Origin of the sequence: Leclercia adecarboxylata (genome assembly GCF_006874705.1) — a bacterium.
Taxonomy (GTDB): Bacteria; Pseudomonadota; Gammaproteobacteria; order Enterobacterales; family Enterobacteriaceae; genus Enterobacter; species Enterobacter adecarboxylatus_C.
In genome coordinates this window covers 4,044,648-4,062,039 of the sequence record NZ_CP035382.1, presented here as the reverse complement: position 1 = coordinate 4,062,039, position 17,392 = coordinate 4,044,648, and the positions used below count along the sequence as shown (strand labels likewise).

At 50.6% G+C, this 17,392-nt stretch carries 19 protein-coding genes; 5 read left to right on the top strand and 14 right to left on the bottom strand.

The window, feature by feature from the left end:
* Positions 1 to 39: 39 nt before the first annotated feature.
* Entirely contained in the window at positions 40 to 1,017 is a 978-nt protein-coding gene (locus ES815_RS20375) for an NAD(P)H-dependent flavin oxidoreductase (RefSeq protein ID WP_142489440.1), read from the bottom strand.
* Between the two features lie 150 nt (positions 1,018 to 1,167).
* Here ES815_RS20375 and ES815_RS20370 point away from each other — a divergent pair, with 150 nt between their 5' ends.
* From ES815_RS20370 to ES815_RS20360, 3 genes are all read left to right on the top strand, one after another.
* On the top strand, positions 1,168 to 2,064 hold the full coding sequence (locus ES815_RS20370; RefSeq protein ID WP_142489439.1) for a LysR family transcriptional regulator: 897 nt from the start codon (positions 1,168 to 1,170) through the stop codon (positions 2,062 to 2,064).
* 21 nt (positions 2,065 to 2,085) lie between these two features.
* Positions 2,086 to 2,706 (top strand): histidine phosphatase family protein, encoded by a 621-nt coding sequence (locus tag ES815_RS20365; protein ID WP_142489438.1) that lies wholly within the window; start codon positions 2,086 to 2,088, stop codon positions 2,704 to 2,706.
* A 426-nt stretch (positions 2,707 to 3,132) separates the two neighbouring features.
* The gene (locus tag ES815_RS20360) at positions 3,133 to 4,356 is read left to right on the top strand and encodes an MFS transporter (RefSeq protein ID WP_260609636.1); all 1,224 of its coding nucleotides are present in this window, start codon (positions 3,133 to 3,135) and stop codon (positions 4,354 to 4,356) included.
* Between the two features lie 89 nt (positions 4,357 to 4,445).
* Here the strand turns inward: ES815_RS20360 and ES815_RS20355 are convergent, their stop codons facing one another.
* The 6 genes from ES815_RS20355 to grxB all read right to left on the bottom strand — a co-directional run bounded on the left by ES815_RS20355 (position 4,446) and on the right by grxB (position 9,864).
* Positions 4,446 to 4,763, bottom strand: a complete 318-nt coding sequence (locus ES815_RS20355) for a YebG family protein (RefSeq protein ID WP_142489437.1) — start codon at positions 4,761 to 4,763, stop codon at positions 4,446 to 4,448.
* Between the two features lie 110 nt (positions 4,764 to 4,873).
* A complete protein-coding gene (locus ES815_RS20350; RefSeq protein WP_142489436.1) occupies positions 4,874 to 6,127 on the bottom strand; it encodes an MFS transporter in 1,254 nt (417 codons plus the stop codon).
* Between the two features lie 248 nt (positions 6,128 to 6,375).
* Positions 6,376 to 7,236, bottom strand: a complete 861-nt coding sequence (gene dapF, locus ES815_RS20345) for a diaminopimelate epimerase (protein WP_142489435.1) — start codon at positions 7,234 to 7,236, stop codon at positions 6,376 to 6,378.
* A 48-nt stretch (positions 7,237 to 7,284) separates the two neighbouring features.
* Entirely contained in the window at positions 7,285 to 8,352 is a 1,068-nt protein-coding gene (locus ES815_RS20340) for a bifunctional transcriptional activator/DNA repair enzyme AdaA (RefSeq protein ID WP_142489434.1), read from the bottom strand.
* A complete protein-coding gene (locus tag ES815_RS20335; protein ID WP_142489433.1) occupies positions 8,333 to 9,112 on the bottom strand; it encodes an isocitrate lyase/phosphoenolpyruvate mutase family protein in 780 nt (259 codons plus the stop codon). Before ES815_RS20335 ends, ES815_RS20340 begins: the two co-directional genes overlap by 20 nt.
* A gap of 116 nt (positions 9,113 to 9,228) precedes the next feature.
* Entirely contained in the window at positions 9,229 to 9,864 is a 636-nt protein-coding gene (grxB, locus tag ES815_RS20330; RefSeq protein ID WP_142489432.1) for a glutaredoxin 2, read from the bottom strand.
* Positions 9,865 to 10,035: 171 nt separating this feature from the next.
* On the opposite strand from grxB, the gene ES815_RS20325 reads away from it, so the two are divergent.
* Positions 10,036 to 10,584 carry a GNAT family N-acetyltransferase gene (locus tag ES815_RS20325; protein WP_142489431.1) on the top strand — a complete coding sequence of 183 codons (549 nt, stop codon included), beginning with the start codon at positions 10,036 to 10,038 and terminating at the stop codon, positions 10,582 to 10,584.
* Positions 10,585 to 10,612: 28 nt separating this feature from the next.
* On the opposite strand, the gene ES815_RS20320 is transcribed toward ES815_RS20325, so the two are convergent.
* The 4 genes from ES815_RS20320 to ES815_RS20305 form a co-directional block, all read right to left on the bottom strand.
* Positions 10,613 to 11,617 carry a fimbrial protein gene (locus ES815_RS20320; protein WP_185902354.1) on the bottom strand — a complete coding sequence of 335 codons (1,005 nt, stop codon included), beginning with the start codon at positions 11,615 to 11,617 and terminating at the stop codon, positions 10,613 to 10,615.
* Entirely contained in the window at positions 11,605 to 14,088 is a 2,484-nt protein-coding gene (locus tag ES815_RS20315; protein ID WP_142489429.1) for a fimbria/pilus outer membrane usher protein, read from the bottom strand. The genes ES815_RS20320 and ES815_RS20315 overlap by 13 nt, the downstream gene beginning before the upstream one ends.
* Positions 14,089 to 14,097: 9 nt before the next feature.
* On the bottom strand, positions 14,098 to 14,793 hold the full coding sequence (locus ES815_RS20310) for a molecular chaperone (protein WP_142489428.1): 696 nt from the start codon (positions 14,791 to 14,793) through the stop codon (positions 14,098 to 14,100).
* Positions 14,794 to 14,875: 82 nt separating this feature from the next.
* On the bottom strand, positions 14,876 to 15,433 hold the full coding sequence (locus ES815_RS20305) for a fimbrial protein (protein ID WP_142489427.1): 558 nt from the start codon (positions 15,431 to 15,433) through the stop codon (positions 14,876 to 14,878).
* Between the two features lie 404 nt (positions 15,434 to 15,837).
* Here ES815_RS20305 and ES815_RS20300 point away from each other — a divergent pair, with 404 nt between their 5' ends.
* Positions 15,838 to 16,143 (top strand): hypothetical protein, encoded by a 306-nt coding sequence (locus ES815_RS20300; protein ID WP_142489426.1) that lies wholly within the window; start codon positions 15,838 to 15,840, stop codon positions 16,141 to 16,143.
* Between the two features lie 8 nt (positions 16,144 to 16,151).
* Here the strand turns inward: ES815_RS20300 and ES815_RS20295 are convergent, their stop codons facing one another.
* From ES815_RS20295 to ES815_RS20285, 3 genes are read right to left on the bottom strand one after another with little or no spacing between them, the layout of a single operon-like run.
* Positions 16,152 to 16,562 carry a DUF6691 family protein gene (locus tag ES815_RS20295; RefSeq protein WP_142489425.1) on the bottom strand — a complete coding sequence of 137 codons (411 nt, stop codon included), beginning with the start codon at positions 16,560 to 16,562 and terminating at the stop codon, positions 16,152 to 16,154.
* A gap of 8 nt (positions 16,563 to 16,570) precedes the next feature.
* A complete protein-coding gene (locus tag ES815_RS20290) occupies positions 16,571 to 17,002 on the bottom strand; it encodes a YeeE/YedE family protein (RefSeq protein WP_142489424.1) in 432 nt (143 codons plus the stop codon).
* The gene (locus tag ES815_RS20285; RefSeq protein WP_142489423.1) at positions 16,992 to 17,330 is read right to left on the bottom strand and encodes a metalloregulator ArsR/SmtB family transcription factor; all 339 of its coding nucleotides are present in this window, start codon (positions 17,328 to 17,330) and stop codon (positions 16,992 to 16,994) included. The genes ES815_RS20290 and ES815_RS20285 overlap by 11 nt, the downstream gene beginning before the upstream one ends.
* Positions 17,331 to 17,392 lie beyond the last annotated feature (62 nt).

Sequence of the window (17,392 nt, the reverse complement as noted above, 5' to 3'; positions counted from 1 at the left end):
CGCTCCGAATGGCAACCAGGCAATCCGGAGCGCTATCCTTTATACGTGCAGTTCTGCGACGACCTCGGCAACGCTTTTCACGCGGCGAATGCTGCCGATGCCTGTGCCGAGAGAGATATAGCCCTCGTCAGTATTGCCTTCAAGCATTCCCAGGCGCAGACCGCGTAATCCGCCCATCACCTTCGCCAGCTCTTCCTTACTGGCACCCGCTTTATCCAACGCAACCAGTTTATCGGCGAGCTTACCCGGCAACGAACGGTAGTAATCGGGAAGGGTGCGGAACAGGCACATATCCAGCCCGTTCGCGGCGATAATTTTGTCTTTTACTGATTGCGGTACGCGGCTTTCAAGCGTGCTGATAAATACCGAGCCGGCAAACACACCCTGTGCGCCCAGGGCATGTGCGGCTCTGGCGGTTCGGTTGTCGGTTATCCCGCCCGCAGCCATAACCGGGACATTTTTCACCGCGTCGGCGATCAGCGGCACAATGGAGAAAGTGCCCAATGTGACGCCGGGCAAGGTGCCGCCTTCATCAAACCCCGTCGCCACAATAATATCGGCCCCGGCGGCTTCCGCGAGTCGGGTGTTTTCCGGAGAAGGGTTGATATCCCGGAAGATGATTTTGATCCCTGCGGTTTTCAGCTCATCAAACAGGGCAGGGATAATGGAACCTTCGCCGTAGCCGGTGTAAACCACTGCATGCACAGCTTCCTCTTTGATGACGTTGAGGATGGACGGTGTCCAAATGTCATTTTCTGCCGTCGGGATCAGATTGACGCCAAAAGGTTTCTCGGTGAGCATTTTGGTTTTGCGGATCTCTTCGCGCATTTTCTCGGCTGTCGCTTCCGGCGTTGAGACCGCTGTTTCGGCCGTTAATCCGGCATTGGGTCCGAGTACCCCGAGACCTCCGGCGTTACTTACCGCCGCCACCAGACGGGCATCGGTGAGCCATGACAGAGGCCCCTGAATGACATTTTTTTCGATACCCAGAATATAACTAACACTCTGATTTTGCATGAGACATTTCCTTTAACTAAGACGGTTCGTAGACCGGAATAGGCTGAGTCTACTCGCCGCTTTTGTTCTGAAAAATAGCGAATATCCTTCATCACTTTTACAAAATCAGTAACAATGGGCGTGTTATCTATTTCGGGATGAAGGCGTGCTATGCAAATCAACGTGTATGAACTGATGCGGATCTTTATTGAGATCGTCGAGTCGGGCAGTTTTTCCCAGACGTCAGAAAACCTGCAAATTCACCGGCCCGCAGTGACCAGAGCCATCAAACAGCTGGAGCAGCACACGGGGGTGCGTTTGCTGCACCGTACAACCCGGCGAATCACGCTGACACCCGAAGGGGAAGAGTTTTACCGCAGCAGTAAGCCCTTGCTGGAACAAACCGATGCTTTATTAGGCTCTTTTGTCGCGGGCCGTTCATTATGCGGGCAGCTGCGTGTGGATATGCCCGTATCGATTGCCGCAATGCTGGTTGTACCCAGGTTGCCGGATTTCTATCGCCATTATCCCGGAATTGAAGTGGTGCTCAGCAGCTCCGACAGGCGTAAAGATATGCTGCGTGACGGCCTGGACTGCATCGTCCGTGTCGGTCCGCTGGAAGACGGTGACTATGTGGCTCGCTCGCTGGGTAAGATTCAACTGGTCACCTGTGCCAGCCCGGCATACCTTGCGGAGTATGGCGTGCCTGAAACGCTGGACGATCTGCAGAATCACCAGGGCGTGAACTGGTTTAACATTAACAGCCGACAAATTATGCCGTGGGTGTTTCAGTCGCCGTCTGGCATTGAGGAACTTAATCTGGCAGGCAAACTGGTGCTGGATAATTCAGAAGTCTATATTGCGGCGGGTCTGGCCGGGCTTGGGTTATTGCAGGGCATGGATTTCTTTTTACGCCCGTACATCAATGACGGACGTCTGGTAGAAGTGTTGCCTGGTCATCCGGTTCCGGCGCGACAGTTGTCCGTGCTTTATCCGCACCGGCATATTTCCCCGAAAGTGCGGGTCTTTACGCAGTGGCTGGAGACGGTTTTGAAGGCGTATACCTAAAATTGGGGCAGGGTGGACTGAATGAAAGTGATACTGGTGCGGCACGCGGAAACAGAGTGGAATGTGCGGGGAATTATTCAGGGGCACAGTGATAGTGCGTTGACCCGTCGGGGATTGCATGAAACATCGGCCTTACTGGCCGCGCTTGCAGCAAGTGATTACCGTATCGAAGGTGTTTACGCATCTCCGCTTGGCCGTGCATGGCAAATGGGCCAGAGCCTGGCTAAGGGCTTTCGCTGCCCATTGACAGCAGAACCAGCTCTTAAAGAACAAGCCTTTGGTCAGTTTGAAGGAGTGTCATCAGAGCTGCTCATCCAAAACTATCCAAACGATGCCCGTGCATTATTCGAACTTGATGCAGCGTATTGCCCACCAGGTGGTGAATCTCTCGCGCAGGCTTCTCAGCGGGTTATGCATTTTTTACATCACCTGGAATCAACGTCACATCATCAAACAATTTGTATTGTGACACACGGGCATGTCAGTCAGGGCGTTCTGGCGATTCTTAAAGATGGGGTAATCGATTATTTCCCACGATATGCACAACCCAACGCGAGTTACTCCGTGTTCGATCTGATAAACGGGAAATGTACTGATGTCAGATGGGGAATTGCCACACACTTGCTTCAACTTCGTTGGTGAACAACACGAGAATGAAAACTCCTCTGTGATAAATGGCTGGATAGGAAAGGGAAGGTTGTGGTGCACGCGTATTGGGTTATCTGCATAAGGATAAGGAACAGGATGGTGTAGGTCTATATATTGCATTTAACATAATATACATTATGCGCATTAAGGTAGTAACAGCACAATTATCAGATTTAGTTCAGGCTAGACCTCATCTTTGTGGGATTCTGATAACGACACATGCCGCGGGTTTTTAACGGTGAATGACGGTCATCGGCCTTAACTCATCTAAGCCACAAGACTATCGTGAAAGACATCGCGTTCTGGCGCCACTCTTTCATCACCAAAGGAAAAAGATTGCTTTTGCAGGCAGCGTGAAGCTACGTTGAATACTTTGATTTCTGGATGTGGCCTTCTCTTATAAATACGGAAAACCTCCAAATGACTGATGCACATCAGGATGGCGCAATGATTAACCGGTCTGCCAGAAATAGCTGGTTGATCATTTCCGCCCGTTTTATCTCTGACTTCGGCGCTTTTCTAAACATGGTGGCGTTATCCACCTATGTTTACTTGCTAAGCCAAAGCGTGACGCAAGTAAGTATTTTTCTGGCCTGTCGCGTCACCGGGGGAATCTTAGCAAGCCTGTTTGGCGTCCCTTACTTCAGACGCTTTACCGGGCGCTTGCCCCTGGTAATACTGGATATTCTTCGCGCTGCGCTGCTGGCATTATTGTTAATTTTCCCTTCTTCCGTACAACTTTATCTTTTACCTTTTATCGCTCTGGGAATTGGTATAGGTAATTCCATGTTCGCAATTGGGTTAAACAGCCAGTTGCCCTCTTGGGTGGATGATTCCCGCCGGGTTGCAACGAATGCCTGGTTGACGTCGGCCTCTGCGACAGGTGCTGTGACGGGCAGTATGGTGTCAGGTATATTGCTGGCTACAAACGGTTATGAGCTGGTATTCGTCACCAATATTGTCACTTATCTCCTGGCCGGTTTATGTATTCTGCCTTTACGCTTTCTGATTATCCCGGCGGGAGCCGAGATAAAAAATCAGCGTAAAGAGTGGCGTGATCTTGTTAAGGGGCTACGGGCGGCACCGCTGATGGCTGGAATGTTGCTGATAACAATGGCTGATACTCTCGGTAGTGCTGCCCATAACGTCGGCTTTCCAGTCATTTCAGAGCTTCTGACGTCGGCATCTCCAGGCAAAACCATGGGTCTTCTGCTGGCGGTCTGGGCCGGTGGGAAATTTGCAGGTGCAAGATCGTCGAATTATTTTCTGCTTAAGCGAGGGATACCAGCTGAGAGTCTATTTTTTTATGGTGTGGCCTTAATGTCCCTGGGATTTATTTTAACTTTCCAACAAAATACCGTTTCTCTGGCATTATTTTTTATTTTATTTGCGGGTATTGGAGATGGACTTGCGGATGTGAGTCTGATTTCACGAATTCAAAGTGAAGTTGAATCTTTACGGCTACCTGTTTTTAGTTTGATGACTCTGTTACAGATGACAGGTTTCGGTGTTGGAATGCTGATAGTCGCCCCCTTTTATATCTGGTTAGCCCCCTCGTTGGTCATTATTATTTTTCATGGCATCCCATTACTGACGTTGATCTTCGTATGGCTATACAGCCGACGTGGACACGCCTCACGTTAGACAGGAATTGCCAGCGACACTGAACAATAAAAAGCCGTAAGCAGCTTCCCGCTTACGGCGACAGGATCGGTGATAACCTGTTATGGCAATCAGGCAGCCTTAACTGCTCTGATTTTTTTACTGCCATCTGCATCTGACTCTGCTTTATCTGTTGCAGTTGCGGCATTAAGATCAGGGACCTTGCTGGTACGCAGAATATGCTGCACGGCCTCTTTCTGCTCGGCAAGAAACAGCCCAAGATTCTCAGCCTGCGTTTCATCCATCTGCATTTCGCTTTGCAACAGCCAGTCGGTGAACGCTTCTGCCATGTCCAGCAGTTTGTCGTGAGCGTCAGCCTCTTTCTTACTGGCAAATGTCATTTTCTCTTCACCTTTTCTTACGACAACAAATTTTGTTTCAACAGCCATCATATGCCCCCTATACTGTAATTATATACAGTATAGCAGTTTCGGATGAGTGTTGCAGCCAAAATGTGCTCACGTATGACGGCATGGTGCGACTCCCGGTCGCAGGATTATTATGAATCCTGCAAGCGTGCCAACATTCTGACCCGGCAGGCATAAATAATCGCGCACAACAGCAGACTCAGTAATGCGGTGCAGATAAATACCCCCGCTCCGGTCATGGCCAACATCACGCCACCGATTAACGGCCCGGCAGCGATCCCTAGCGTCGTCAAGGTCGAGGCCCCCAGATAGGCACCGCGATGCTCTGCCGGTGCCAACTGATCGAGCAGAATGTTCAGGTTCGGCATCAGAATCGCCTCCCCCATGCTGAACACGGCGGTCACCGTCAGCCAGGCCCAAACTTCCGTCGAACGGGTGGCAAACATGCAGAGCTGCGACAAAGCGAAAATTAATCCCCCTATAAGAATGCGTCCCGGCAGGCCGATCTGCGCCAGAAACCGCATAATAAAGCTCTGGAACACCAGCACGGTACAGGCATTGGTAACCAGTATCAGGGTAATCAGCTTAACCGCCGCATTGCTATCCAGTAACATCAGGTACTGGGGTAATACGGCTTCGTAATGGATGAAAACAATGCTGCACAATATGCTGCACAGCAGTGCCGCAATGTAGATTCTGTCCCTGGCGATAATTCCCATTACCTGGTGCAGTTTAACCGCCGGCGCGTCACCGCCCTGCTGTTCGCCCAGCAGTTTTCCCGCCGGGATAAACAGCAGCACGTAGACAAAAAACGGCAGATAGGTCAGTCCGGTGATCAGAAACGTCCCCTTCTGAGATGTCAGACCAAAGACTAACCCCACCAGCGGGCCAAACACTGCCGCGACGTTGATCAGGTAGTAGCGCATCTGGAGCGCAAGCGCGCGGCGGCGGCGATCGCCCAGCAAATCACTCATGAGTGCACGCACAGGAGGATCAACCCATGCAAAGCAAACGCCGATGATCATCAGGCCGGTAATAAACAGCCCCATCCCGGTAGCCTGCGCCAGCGTGATATAACCCACGGCGGAAAAACCACAGCCCAGCAAAAGAATTATCCGGCGTCCCAGCCGGTCCGAAATCTGCCCGCCATACATACCGAGTACCACCGACAACAGCGCGCTGCTGGTCATCGCCACGCCAATAGCAATCGGCGACATATGATAATTCTGCGTCATGATTACGGCGATAAAGGGCCATGCCATAAAATAGCTGAAGCGGATAACGAAGGTAAAAAAGAGCAGCGCATGAACAGTCGCCGGGAAGGTTTTAAGCGTCTGAAATAGACCCGGTGCCGCACTAACTTCAGCGGCGGGTTTTATCGTCATAAGTCATCCTAATGATTATATTCATTAACATATAAAATCGCTATGCACTATAAGTGACTAAATATTAATATGATTTTTTGACGACAACCGCAACGCAAATGTTAAATAAATGTTTAATTTACCAACTTATGACGTGAGGTCTATTTGTCGCAGAGAAATATAAGGGAAAGAAGGATTGAGGAGACAGAATGCGAAAGTTAATACTAAAATCACCGGCAGCTCGTTGCAGGCTGCCGGTCTGAGAAGCTTTAAAATCTGCTGGCGTCGTCCCCACCAGCAAAACAGTCTTCGTCCAGCGTCAGGCTACCTATTTTATGCACCGGGCCACACATGCTGACCTGAAACTCATCACCGAAGGTGATTTGCAGTTGCCCACCCGGCATATTCACGCTGACAGCGTTATCAACCCGACCTAATTTGCGCATGACGCTGGCCGCCGCGCAGCTGCTGCTACCGGATGCCATAGTAAAACCGGCGCCCCGCTCCCAGATGCCAATACGCAGCGTATTGCGATCAACAACCTCCACCAGCTGAACATTGGTGCGTTTGGGAAACAAGGGATGATTTTCAATCTGCGGCCCTAAACGGTGAACCAGCGCCAGATCGAGCTTATCCACCAGCACAACACAGTGAGGATTGCCCATAGAGACCAGCGAGACCAGAAGGGTTTCGTCCGCCAGCTTCAGGGGATAATTCAGCGCTTCGGGTTGTTCAATCAGGGCAGGCAATGCTGCCGGACTGAAGTTAGCCCGTCCCATCTCCACCGTGATTTGATGGGGATCTTCATGGACCCTGCAATGTACGTCCCCGCCCGCGGTGTGCACTAAAAATGGCGCGTGTCCGACGCGGCTGATATCAAAAAGATAACGGGCATAGATGCGCAGACCGTTACCACTTTTTTCGGCTTCTGAACCATCGGGATTGATAATTCGCAATGTGGGATCGTGCCGATCGCCACTGTCAACAAGCAGACCGTCAGATCCTAACCCATAGTGGCGATGGCATATGAGACGAACCTGCTCGATGCTCAACTGCTCTGCGACAGAACGATGGCACACCAGGTAATCATTACCGAGTCCGTGATATTTATGGAATAACAAAGAAGTCATGGATTGCGTTCTGAATTTGATTATTTAACAAATACATTACCGTATTTTTCATTCCGCAGGACAAAAAAGTGAACGCTGTTTTCGTTCATGTTCAATAAGCCATTCTTTACGTGCAATCCCTCCCCCGTAACCGGTCATCGCCCCCTCTTTGCCAATAATCCGGTGGCATGGAATAACAATAGCTATTCGGTTGGCACCGTTTGCTGCGGCCACCGCGCGTACGGCAGCGGGTTTCCCAATCTGCCCGGCAAGAGACTGATACCAGGAGGTTTGCCCGTAAGGAACCTCGCGTAGTGCCTGCCAGACAGCACGCTGGAAATCAGTGCCGGGCATATCCAGCGAGAGATCAAAAAGTTGGCGCGTACCGGAAAAATACTCATTCATCTCCTTCTCCGCCTGGCGGGTATGGTGATTTTCCCCGGACATGATCCGCGCCTTCAACAGACGCTGGAGATCGCGAAACTCCGTCTCCAGCATACGCCGATCGGTAAATTCCAGCAGACAGACGCCCCGCTCCGTGGCGCACACAAACATGGGGCCAAGCGTAGTCGTAAAACGATGAATAACGATCACCCTACTCTGCTCGGTTGGCGCGACGCCGGTAAGACGCTTACAGCTATAGCCAAAACCGCTTAATGACTCGTAACCACTATCAAAAGCAACATCGGTCGCGTTACGCCCGCCTTTTAACTCCTGCAGGGCAATATTCACCCGCTGCATTCGCTGAAATGCCTGAAAGGTAATCCCGTGATTTTGCAGGAACCAGCGTCGCACCCGCTCGGGGCTGATATTATGCTGACGTAACGTTGTATCGCTTATTCGGGTTTTCGGATCTGCGCGAACAAGTTCAAGCGCCTGTTCAATGAACGACGGAGCACTGTGCGCATTTTCAGTTGGTCGGCACACTTTGCAGGGGCGGTAACCGGCATCCAGAGCAGATTTAAAATCTTTATAAAACTCGACGTTCTCACGTTTTGGTTTACGCGCCCGGCATACCGAAATACAGAATACGCCTGTCGTTTTGACCCCAACATAAAATACCCCCGTATACCCGGAATCACGTTCAAGTAAGGCCTGATACCAGAGATCGCACTGCTTAATATCGAGCACTTTCATCAACAAAGACCCCGGCAAATGACTGTTGCGACTGGATGCGTTGCAGCACATTTTTCAGCTTCGACTGAATGGCCGAATGCACAACGTTTCCCATTGAAATACGGCTTACACCTGCTTTTTTCAGCCTCCCGAAGGTGGTGAGGTCGGGCATACACATGACGTTCAACGGCAGGTTCAACGCTTCAGAAATGATCTCTATATCCTGTTCTGACGTCAGACATGGAACAAAAAGTCCGTCTGCGCCCACCGCTTCGTAGAGCCGACCCCGGAAGAGCGTTTCCTGCAACGCTTGCTCATGATTAAGCAGGTAGGTATCGGTACGGATATTTAGAAATAATTGATGATTACCGGCGTTCAACCGGGTGCGGATCGCTTTTAAGGTTCTGGAAAATGCCAGCGCATCATCAAGCCGTCTGACTCCGTTGACGACTTTACTGTCCTCAAGGTTTATCCCCACCACACCCGTCTCTGCAAGTCGCTTAAGATGCTCAGCTATCTCATCCGCGTTAGTGCTAAACCCGGCTTCGACATCAACACTTAACGGCAGATTACTTACGGACCCGATCCGCGTGACAATATAGAGCAATTCGTCAAAAGACATTGCTTCTCCGTCTTCGTAACCCAGCATTGCGGCCATGGCTGCACTTGAGGTCCCCAGTGCCTGATAACCTGCCTGTTGCGCCGCTATCGCACTGGCCGCATCCCAGACATTAGCGATAAGCAAAGGTGTGTTTTGATGGTGAAGTTCAGCGAAGGTCATGATTATCTCCTGTAATAAGCTACAGGGTGAAACTAGAGCATTCGATGGTTCCCTCACAACCGAAAATCGGACAACCATTTTTTCAGCACGATTAAGGGGCCCAGGCCCCCTGATCGTTACAATGCCTTATCGGTAAACAGCGGTACGTTGCAGGATGTGGAAATATGATCCAAATAGCCGCGCAGCGCCTCTGTATACGGAAAACCTTTCACAATCGTCAGCGAATTGAGAACCGGGAAGAGATAAAAATCCGTGATGCTGACAGGATTGCGAGCGCTCATATACGCCTCGATGTTACTGAGCGCCCCCGACAGCGTATCGATGTACGTCTGGCTATTGGCCATTAACGCATCCAAATCGCCAAACGCCTTAATCTCGCGCTGGGTATAGGCTTCTCGCGCGGCTGGCGTGGCGAGTTCTTTAAAATCGGCGCGGGTGAAACGCGGGATCGCAAGGTTAAATACGGCGCGGGTATTCTCTTTGCACCAGGCTTCAATCGCCGGGTCGCATTCCCCTTCAATAACCGGAGCGCCGTCAAGCTGGTCAACGTAATGAACGATATCCATGCTTTCCGGCATGTAGACGCCCTCTTCTTTCTGCAGGATCGGCACCACCTTTCTACCCACCATGCGGGTTGGCGTTTCGGCGTCGCCTTCCATAATCACACCCAGCTCGACAGGCACCTTTTTAAGACCAAAGATCATTCGCGCACGGATACAGAACGGGCAATGCTCATACACATATAGTTTCATGGCACTCTCTTTTCAGAACAGTTCAATAACGGGATGACTCATACCATAGCATCTGGCAAACAGAGTCACGTTTTCCAGCCTAACTTTAGTAGGTTAATGTCAGAAGCCTGCTGGAAATCAACTTCATAATCAGTACAATCCTTGTGACAATATTGTTAATGAGATTTAGATATGAAGTTATTTTCCACCGCGCGTACGGATGTGTTGCTGCTGACTACGGATCTGGCTGACAACCTCCAGCTTTTCCTGCTGGAGAACCGGGCGTATTTCGCGCCCTTTGAGCCATTGCGTAATGAGGACTATTTCACGCTAAACAGTATTACTCAAAGAATTGAAAGTGCGCAGAGCGATTACGACGCGAGAAAATGTCTGCAATTGGTTTTCACTTTAAAAGACGAACATAAGATCATCGGCAGTATCAATTTCACTAACTTCATCTTTGGCGTTTTCCATGCGTGCTATCTCGGATTCTCGCTCGATCCTGCTTATCAGGGAAAAGGACTAATGCACGAGGCGCTGAAGGCATCGCTGAACTATGTGCAGGCGAATTATGGTTTTCATCGGATTATGGCAAACCATCTTCCTGATAACGCCCGCAGCAGTAAGACTCTGGCCAGGCTCGGGTTTGTGAAGGAGGGATATGCGCACTCCTATCTCAAAATAAACGGGGTCTGGCAGGACCATGTGCTCAATTCACTTGTTCTGCCAGAAGTAGAGTGAGTGGCCTCTGTCACTGAAACACGCATCACTAATAATACGTCAGCGTATAAGTCGCCACCGCGTTAACCTCCCCGGCCTCTACGCGGCGTTGCGTCTGGTAATAACGTGCCAGCAGAGGGATCGCATATTGTCCCTCTGCTGCGGTTCCCATATCCATTTCTTTGTGGAACATTACCGGCGCATTCTGGTAAAGCAGCTGAACCCCAATACCGCGCGCCTGATTATGACGGGCATCGTTTTTTAGCACGCCCTTGTCTTTGATGGATGCGGATTCATTACCCTCCAGGCGCAGCTTCACTCCCACAGCGCTATTGCAGTCGAGCTGTAAAGCAAACGGCATATCACCTGCGGTATCGCCTACTCGCTCAAATTTATTCAGGTTGGTCGGGGGGAGTTGGACCGTGGTAGGCGTGGATGCGCTCAGGGTACAGGCCCCCACTTTGATTTTTCCTTTAATGTCGATGGCTGCCACAGAAGTATCGCCAGCGAACAGAAAATGGTTATCAAGATAATCCAGATTACCAGAAGCCACTGCGGCCGCCGTTTTCACGAGTTCGACTTTTACCCGCAACGTTCCCGTCCGAAAAGAATCATCAGATTGTCCCGCACGGGTGCGAACCCTTGCGGTAAAAGGCACGGTCGTCATCCGTGCCGGAAAACCGCCAAAGCCGCTGATGGCTCGTAACGATATTCTGACGCCCACCCCATTCAGGTTTGTATGGTAAATTTCAGGGGATTGCGCCAGGCCCGACATAAAAGCGTTAAAATCAAAATCACGATCATCAGAATGTCCGTTATTACAGGCTATCCACTGCTCACCGCCATCACTGATCTCATTCCATGAAAACGTTTTGCTGTAGACCGGCGTCCCGGGCAGGGCATTAGCGTGAACCACCATGTTGCCAACGTCCACTCGCAGGGTTGAGGCTTTTCCCTGCGCTAAAAAAGGGGTGCATGCCATGGCCGGTGCGGTATGAAGCAAAACAAGGAATAACCACCCTTTTAACCGGCTGGCGAGGGTTAAGACGCACATGAAAGACTCTGCTGTAAAATAAGAGGTGAAGAAGACGTCAGTACGGGTGATAAATCGTACCGGGCAATACATTGCTGATTAGCGGCGGCTCCCCACTTTGCTTTGAGACGCCCTGCTTTTCGAAGACCCGCTAAATAAACCTGCCCGTCGTTCGCGACAATCCCCTCAGACATATCATTATCAAGGGCTGTTACCTGAGTGCCAAACGGCAGCGGCTGGCTATTTTTTTGTAAAATAAATAACGCTTTATAACCAACACGGGCGCTGAAATACGCCATCACAATGGCATCTTTTGTGGGAACCGCCGTCACCGAACTGTTGGATAAATCAACGTTGGCAGGCAACGCATGGCTATCCAGTGAAACCGTATTGCGATGGTAGGCCGTGGCAAAAGGCAGTACGGCATATCCGGAGGCGTTTGTCCTGATAGTCTTCTGATTTTCCAGCGGCACATCACCCGCACCATTCGCATTCACTAATATCACCGGGCCATCCATTTCCTGAGAGAGCACCAGCCCATGCCGATGCAGCAGCACGCCGCCGCTGGCACCGTAACTGACCCGTTTCATCTGGCTATCTTCGCTATAGCTGGCATTAAGCGCGCCCTGACTGCCGGTGTATCCCAGCGATACATCACCGCTTTGCCCTTGCTGGCTATCCGTACTTTGCTCCACGGAATAGCTCAGAGAACGGTCGTCCAATAACGCGCCATTAATACCCAGCGTCTGGGTGGCTCCTTTCTTTTGCGATGAGGAGGTGTTGTAGCTGACATAGCTGTCCGGGAGGAATTTCGCCAACGGAATCGAAAGTGACAGTGACAACACTTTGTCGTTATCTTCCTGCTCTGAAGAGTGAGTATCACTGTAACCGAGGGACCATGAGACGCCGTGAAATTCGCTGCTGATCCCCATGTTCGCCGTGCGTTGCGCTCCCTGTGTTGACCAGTAGCTGTCCTGATTCAGGCTGAGATATAACGACAAGCTTGAGGCGATTGTCTGGTTTAACGTCACCTGAAGCGTCGATTTTTTGTTCTCCTCATCCGAATCATCGCTGTCATCCCCAGAGACATCTGCCAGTGAAGCATAGCGAGCGTGGGAGTAGCGCCAGGCATTGACCCTGACCAGCGTGCCGAGCTGTTCAAGGCCCTTAGTGTATTGCACCTGCCACGCCCGCCCGGCGCCCTGCGCCTCACGAGTACTGGCATCCGATGTGGATAATTGCAGCGATAACGCCCCCCATTCCCCCAGCCCTTTCCCCATCCCTAGCGAAAGATTGCGATACTGTTCTGCCGCCTGAAAGCCGCCAAACCCGGTGACCGCATGGCCAAAGCCGCGCATCAGTGAAAACTGCGTCATCAGCGGCTGACGGGTATTGCCGCTGGCGGCATAGCGCCCGGCGATCAGCGTATATTTCAGATATCCTTCGCGCTGCATCTGGTTTACCGAAGAATAAGGCTGGTAAAAGCGGCGTACCTCACCGCTGGATTCTTTAACCGATACCTCAAGATCGCCGCTGTTAGCCATGGGATAGAGATCGTTGATCACAAAGGCGCCCGGAGTAACATACGTTTGATACAGAACGTAGCCATTTTGCCGAACGGTGACCCGGGCATTACTTTTAGCAATGCCGTGAATGGTGGGCGCAAAGCCTTTTTGAGAGTCTGGCAACATCTCATCATCAGAGGCGAGGCCCACCCCCTGCACCTGTATCGGTTCGAAAACATCACCAGAGGTAAAGGCGTCGCCCAGCGTTAACTCGCTTTTCCAGCGCACAATATCGCGCTCCAGCCAGGTCGCCGAACTGCTCCAGTGCGTTTTTTCATCGCTATTACTGGTCAGACTCCCATCCGAACGCAGGCGCCATGCTCCCAGGTTAGCGCCATTCTTCATCAGCAAATAGTTGTCATTTTCCTTTCCGCCCTGCCGATCCCGCTGGCTGGCACCGGAATAACGATAGTTAAGCTCAACCGCATTAATCCCCTCGTCCCATTGGGTAACGGGGACATCACCGCGAGCATGTTGGCTCATCAGCGCCTGAGGGATTGAGAGCTCCAGCTTTTGCTGCTGAAAGTCAAATGTGGTTCGACTGTCTGGCAACACCTTCGTCAGGTCGAGACAGGCAGCAGGCTTATCGGTATCCATGTTCCGCGCCAGAACAGCAGGGTTAACACCCGCCTTGCGCAGATCCGCTGAGGTCAGACAGGGAACCAGCGTTCCATGGCTATCATGATGAAACGCGACATCTTTGGGTGATTCAATGCTGACATCATTCACCATCCAGTTGACCAGATAGTGACCTTCCGGTTGGGCATGGGGAGCGTTGAAACTGCTTAAATCAACCGGAGGTAAATTCTCGTTTTTTTCCAACAGATCCATATTAAACGCTGGCTGCGCCAGAGTTGGCTGGCAATATCCCCAAACCGCTATTAACAGATAGCCATAAGGATACAGGGCGATATTCCAGCGGTTCATGGCAAGCGATTAACGTGCAGCGAGGGAGGCGCTGAAATGCTGAGGCGCGCCAAAATCATCCAGCGTGTTCCAGGAAATATTATGCGCAGTACTTCCTGCAGGAACCGTATAATCCTCATGTCCTCCCGGTGCCAGTATGCTATGGTCAACGGAGGTTTTGACATCCTGGCTGCCAATCGTAAATGACGTTACGGTGACATAATAAGGCGATGGGTTAACAGCCTGGAGCTGATTGCCATTTTTGCTCCAGTGCAGATTTTTGGCTGCTTCCAGCGACGAGCCCGATAAGCCAACGGGACGATAAATCAGCTTCAGTTGATTCTTAATCGCAAACTGCAAGATATTTTCGTTCGACTTGCTTGTATTTTCCGGAATCACCTTGATATTGAGCATAAATAGCGACTCTTTATTTTCGACAAGATGACCGGAGGTCTGGATCACCCGTAAGGCGTTAGTATTTCCCGGGTCAAGGCGAAACAATGGCGGTGTGACAATGAAGGGGGATTTATTCCGATCCCCAATGTCGCTTACCCAACTTTGGATCAGAACGGGAGCATCTGAATTCGTGTTCTCAACAGAGATGTCAGCTTCATTTTCGCTTGAAAGATAAATTAAACGGGTTCCTCCGATTGAAACCCCGTCCGCCAGTACCGGGGAGGATAATAGTACCAGAACGGATAATAAGATCAGATTTTTCACTTTCATTGAATGCTTCTTTAAGATGCTTACAAAAACAAAAGAGCAGAATTTCTCTGCCCTTTATAAAACACTACCCATTTAATAATAACTATTCGTAATTAATATCAATGTTAGCTGTTGCATTAATATTACCGGCGGTGACATCAACGTCAGAATCACTCTTCAGATCGGCCAGGAAACCAAAAGTAATATCCCCATTCCCATCAGCCTGTTTGGCGGTGGTTTTTACCTGATGATCAAAGGTGAGCTGTGTGCCCTGTGTCGAGCCATCATCGCTGGAATACACTTCTATTCCAACACCTTGCGCCACACCCTCACCTGCGTTCATAGCAAGTACTCCATCAGCTTTGCCGTGGGCGTGGGTATCAGGCGTCCCCTCCAGACCGATGCTGACGTTTTGTGCCGTCGGACACCCCGTCAGATGGATTTGAAACGGCGTTTGTGCCGTGGTTTGCTCATGTGATTTCAGTGTATCCATGTTAACACTACCGAAATTCACATTAACATTGCCGGAATTATCGGCGATCTGACAGGTTTCACTAATGATTTTACCGGAAAAATTAACGGTATGAGCGTGAGCCGGGACACCGGTAAAACATAAGGTCAGGATAGCGCCCGAAAATAAAAATTTAGACTTAGAATTCATTTTTGTAGCCTGTAAAAAGACAGATTAAATTACTGCCAAATAAACAATGCAAATTGCATTCAATTAATGCGTGACAGCTAAGAAGATTCTTAGGTCTGCACAAGTGGCTGAGGAGTATAAAAAATAAAACTGATTGGCAAAATCAACAAGATGTTCTGATTTGTAAACTTTATAGATATTCCGTGTATTGCAACACTAACGCAACAGCATAATTACAATAATTTCCTCTACGCAGATCAAAGATATATTTCTGAAGAAGATGGAAAATCAACCAGGCATTAACTAATCCATGGGAAATAGTTTACCAGGAAACTATTTTGCAGTAATCTGTCATTCAGACAGGACGTCTGATGGTTAAGGGTTATACCTGCATGTCGATCGCTCAAGGAGAGAGGAAAATGTCCATGCGTCATATCGCCATTATTGTTGAACTACTCGTATTACTCATTCTGCCCGCAATCAGTCATGCCTCATCCTCCGCTAAAATTACTTTTTCCGGACGTGTTTTTATGGTGGGGTGTTTAATCGATCAACAGGGTAAAAGCGTGCAAATGTTATGCGGGAAATCCCCGCATAAGCAACGTATTACTCTCGCGTCACACTCTCCTTCAAATGCTGAATTTGCTTTGCCAGGCAATCGGGGTGAAGCGTACGTCCAGTGGTTAAATAAACAACACACTGAAGCCGATCTGATCGTCCGATATCGCTGAAGGAACGTTTATGAGGGGCGAACGCGGTTAACTATCCACATCCCCGCCAGCATAGCCAAAACAAACAGCAGCCCCTTCCCGACGCCCGCCCCCAACAATATCAGGGACGGCCCGGGACAAATGCCCGCCAGCCCCCAGCCCAGACCAAACAGGATCGCCCCCACCAGCAGCGCGCGGTCTACGGCGTTATTCTTCGGCAGCAGGATGGGCACTCCGCAAAACGCCCTTTCTCTGCCTTTGACCAGCGCAAAACCAACTATCCCCACCGCAATCGCCCCTATCATCACGAAGGCAAGAGAGGGATCCCAGGCCTGAGAAAGGTCAAGAAACCCCAGCACCTTTTCCGGGTTTGCCATTCCGCTTATCAGCAAACCCACGCCAAAAATCAGGCCACACAGAAATGCGCTAATTATCATTATCAGTCCTCCTAACCCAGCCAGAATCCGGTCAGCGTTGCGGTAGCAATGCCGACAGCCATAAAGGTCAGCGTGGCGATCAGAGAGCGCTTAGAAAAACGCGACAGGCCGCAGACGCCATGCCCACTGGTACACCCGGAGCCCAGACGCGAGCCGATGCCGACCAGCAAGCCGGCAACAATAATCATCGGCCATGAGGTTGGAACGTTAATGTCCGGTAAGGGGAAAAACAGGGAGAACAGCAGCGGCGAGCCAATCAGACCAGCCAAAAAAGCCATCCGCCACCCTTCTGTTCGGGTCTGTTTCGTCAGCATTCCCGCCACAATGCCGCTGATCCCGGCAATGCGCCCGCAAAAGTGAATCAGCAGTATGGCAGCGAGCCCGATTAATACCCCGCCGCCGAGGCTGCTCAGGGGCGTAAAGTGAGAGAAATCAATCGTCATGGTCGACTCCTGCCTGTGGGCAATAGAGGTCATATAAGGTGTTGAGCAGCGTGAAGATCCGCGGATCCTCAATCCGGTAAAAAATCTGTTTGCCTGTGCGCCGGGTCTCCACCAGCTTTAAGCGCCGCAGTACCCCCAGCTGCTGGGACAACGTAGGCTGGTGGATCCCCACCGCCTCTTCAAGCTGCGCAACGCTCGCTTCCCCCTGGCTTAACTGGCACATCAGCAGCAGCCTGTCGGCATTGGACAAACCGCGCAAAATCTCCGCGGCACCCAGCGCCGCCTGTTTCATGGCATCCTGAATATCAGTATCGGTCACTGTAGTCATGGTTTCCATCCATCAATATACAATTTTATATAATGTATTTTAGTATATTGTAATCCGGGCCG

Coding starts and splice junctions, on each gene's coding strand:
- ES815_RS20320 (WP_185902354.1), bottom strand. CDS start 11,617: ATGTGCGTCTTAACCCTCGCCAGCCGGTTAAAAGGGTGGTTATTCCTT.
- dapF (WP_142489435.1), bottom strand. CDS start 7,236: ATGACTTCTTTGTTATTCCATAAATATCACGGACTCGGTAATGATTAC.
- ES815_RS20325 (WP_142489431.1), top strand. CDS start 10,036: ATGAAGTTATTTTCCACCGCGCGTACGGATGTGTTGCTGCTGACTACG.
- ES815_RS20300 (WP_142489426.1), top strand. CDS start 15,838: ATGCGTCATATCGCCATTATTGTTGAACTACTCGTATTACTCATTCTG.
- ES815_RS20315 (WP_142489429.1), bottom strand. CDS start 14,088: ATGAACCGCTGGAATATCGCCCTGTATCCTTATGGCTATCTGTTAATA.
- ES815_RS20360 (WP_260609636.1), top strand. CDS start 3,133: ATGACTGATGCACATCAGGATGGCGCAATGATTAACCGGTCTGCCAGA.
- ES815_RS20370 (WP_142489439.1), top strand. CDS start 1,168: ATGCAAATCAACGTGTATGAACTGATGCGGATCTTTATTGAGATCGTC.
- ES815_RS20340 (WP_142489434.1), bottom strand. CDS start 8,352: ATGAAAGTGCTCGATATTAAGCAGTGCGATCTCTGGTATCAGGCCTTA.
- ES815_RS20305 (WP_142489427.1), bottom strand. CDS start 15,433: ATGAATTCTAAGTCTAAATTTTTATTTTCGGGCGCTATCCTGACCTTA.
- ES815_RS20310 (WP_142489428.1), bottom strand. CDS start 14,793: ATGAAAGTGAAAAATCTGATCTTATTATCCGTTCTGGTACTATTATCC.
- ES815_RS20350 (WP_142489436.1), bottom strand. CDS start 6,127: ATGACGATAAAACCCGCCGCTGAAGTTAGTGCGGCACCGGGTCTATTT.
- ES815_RS20365 (WP_142489438.1), top strand. CDS start 2,086: ATGAAAGTGATACTGGTGCGGCACGCGGAAACAGAGTGGAATGTGCGG.
- ES815_RS20355 (WP_142489437.1), bottom strand. CDS start 4,763: ATGGCTGTTGAAACAAAATTTGTTGTCGTAAGAAAAGGTGAAGAGAAA.
- ES815_RS20290 (WP_142489424.1), bottom strand. CDS start 17,002: ATGACGATTGATTTCTCTCACTTTACGCCCCTGAGCAGCCTCGGCGGC.
- ES815_RS20335 (WP_142489433.1), bottom strand. CDS start 9,112: ATGACCTTCGCTGAACTTCACCATCAAAACACACCTTTGCTTATCGCT.
- grxB (WP_142489432.1), bottom strand. CDS start 9,864: ATGAAACTATATGTGTATGAGCATTGCCCGTTCTGTATCCGTGCGCGA.
- ES815_RS20285 (WP_142489423.1), bottom strand. CDS start 17,330: ATGACTACAGTGACCGATACTGATATTCAGGATGCCATGAAACAGGCG.
- ES815_RS20375 (WP_142489440.1), bottom strand. CDS start 1,017: ATGCAAAATCAGAGTGTTAGTTATATTCTGGGTATCGAAAAAAATGTC.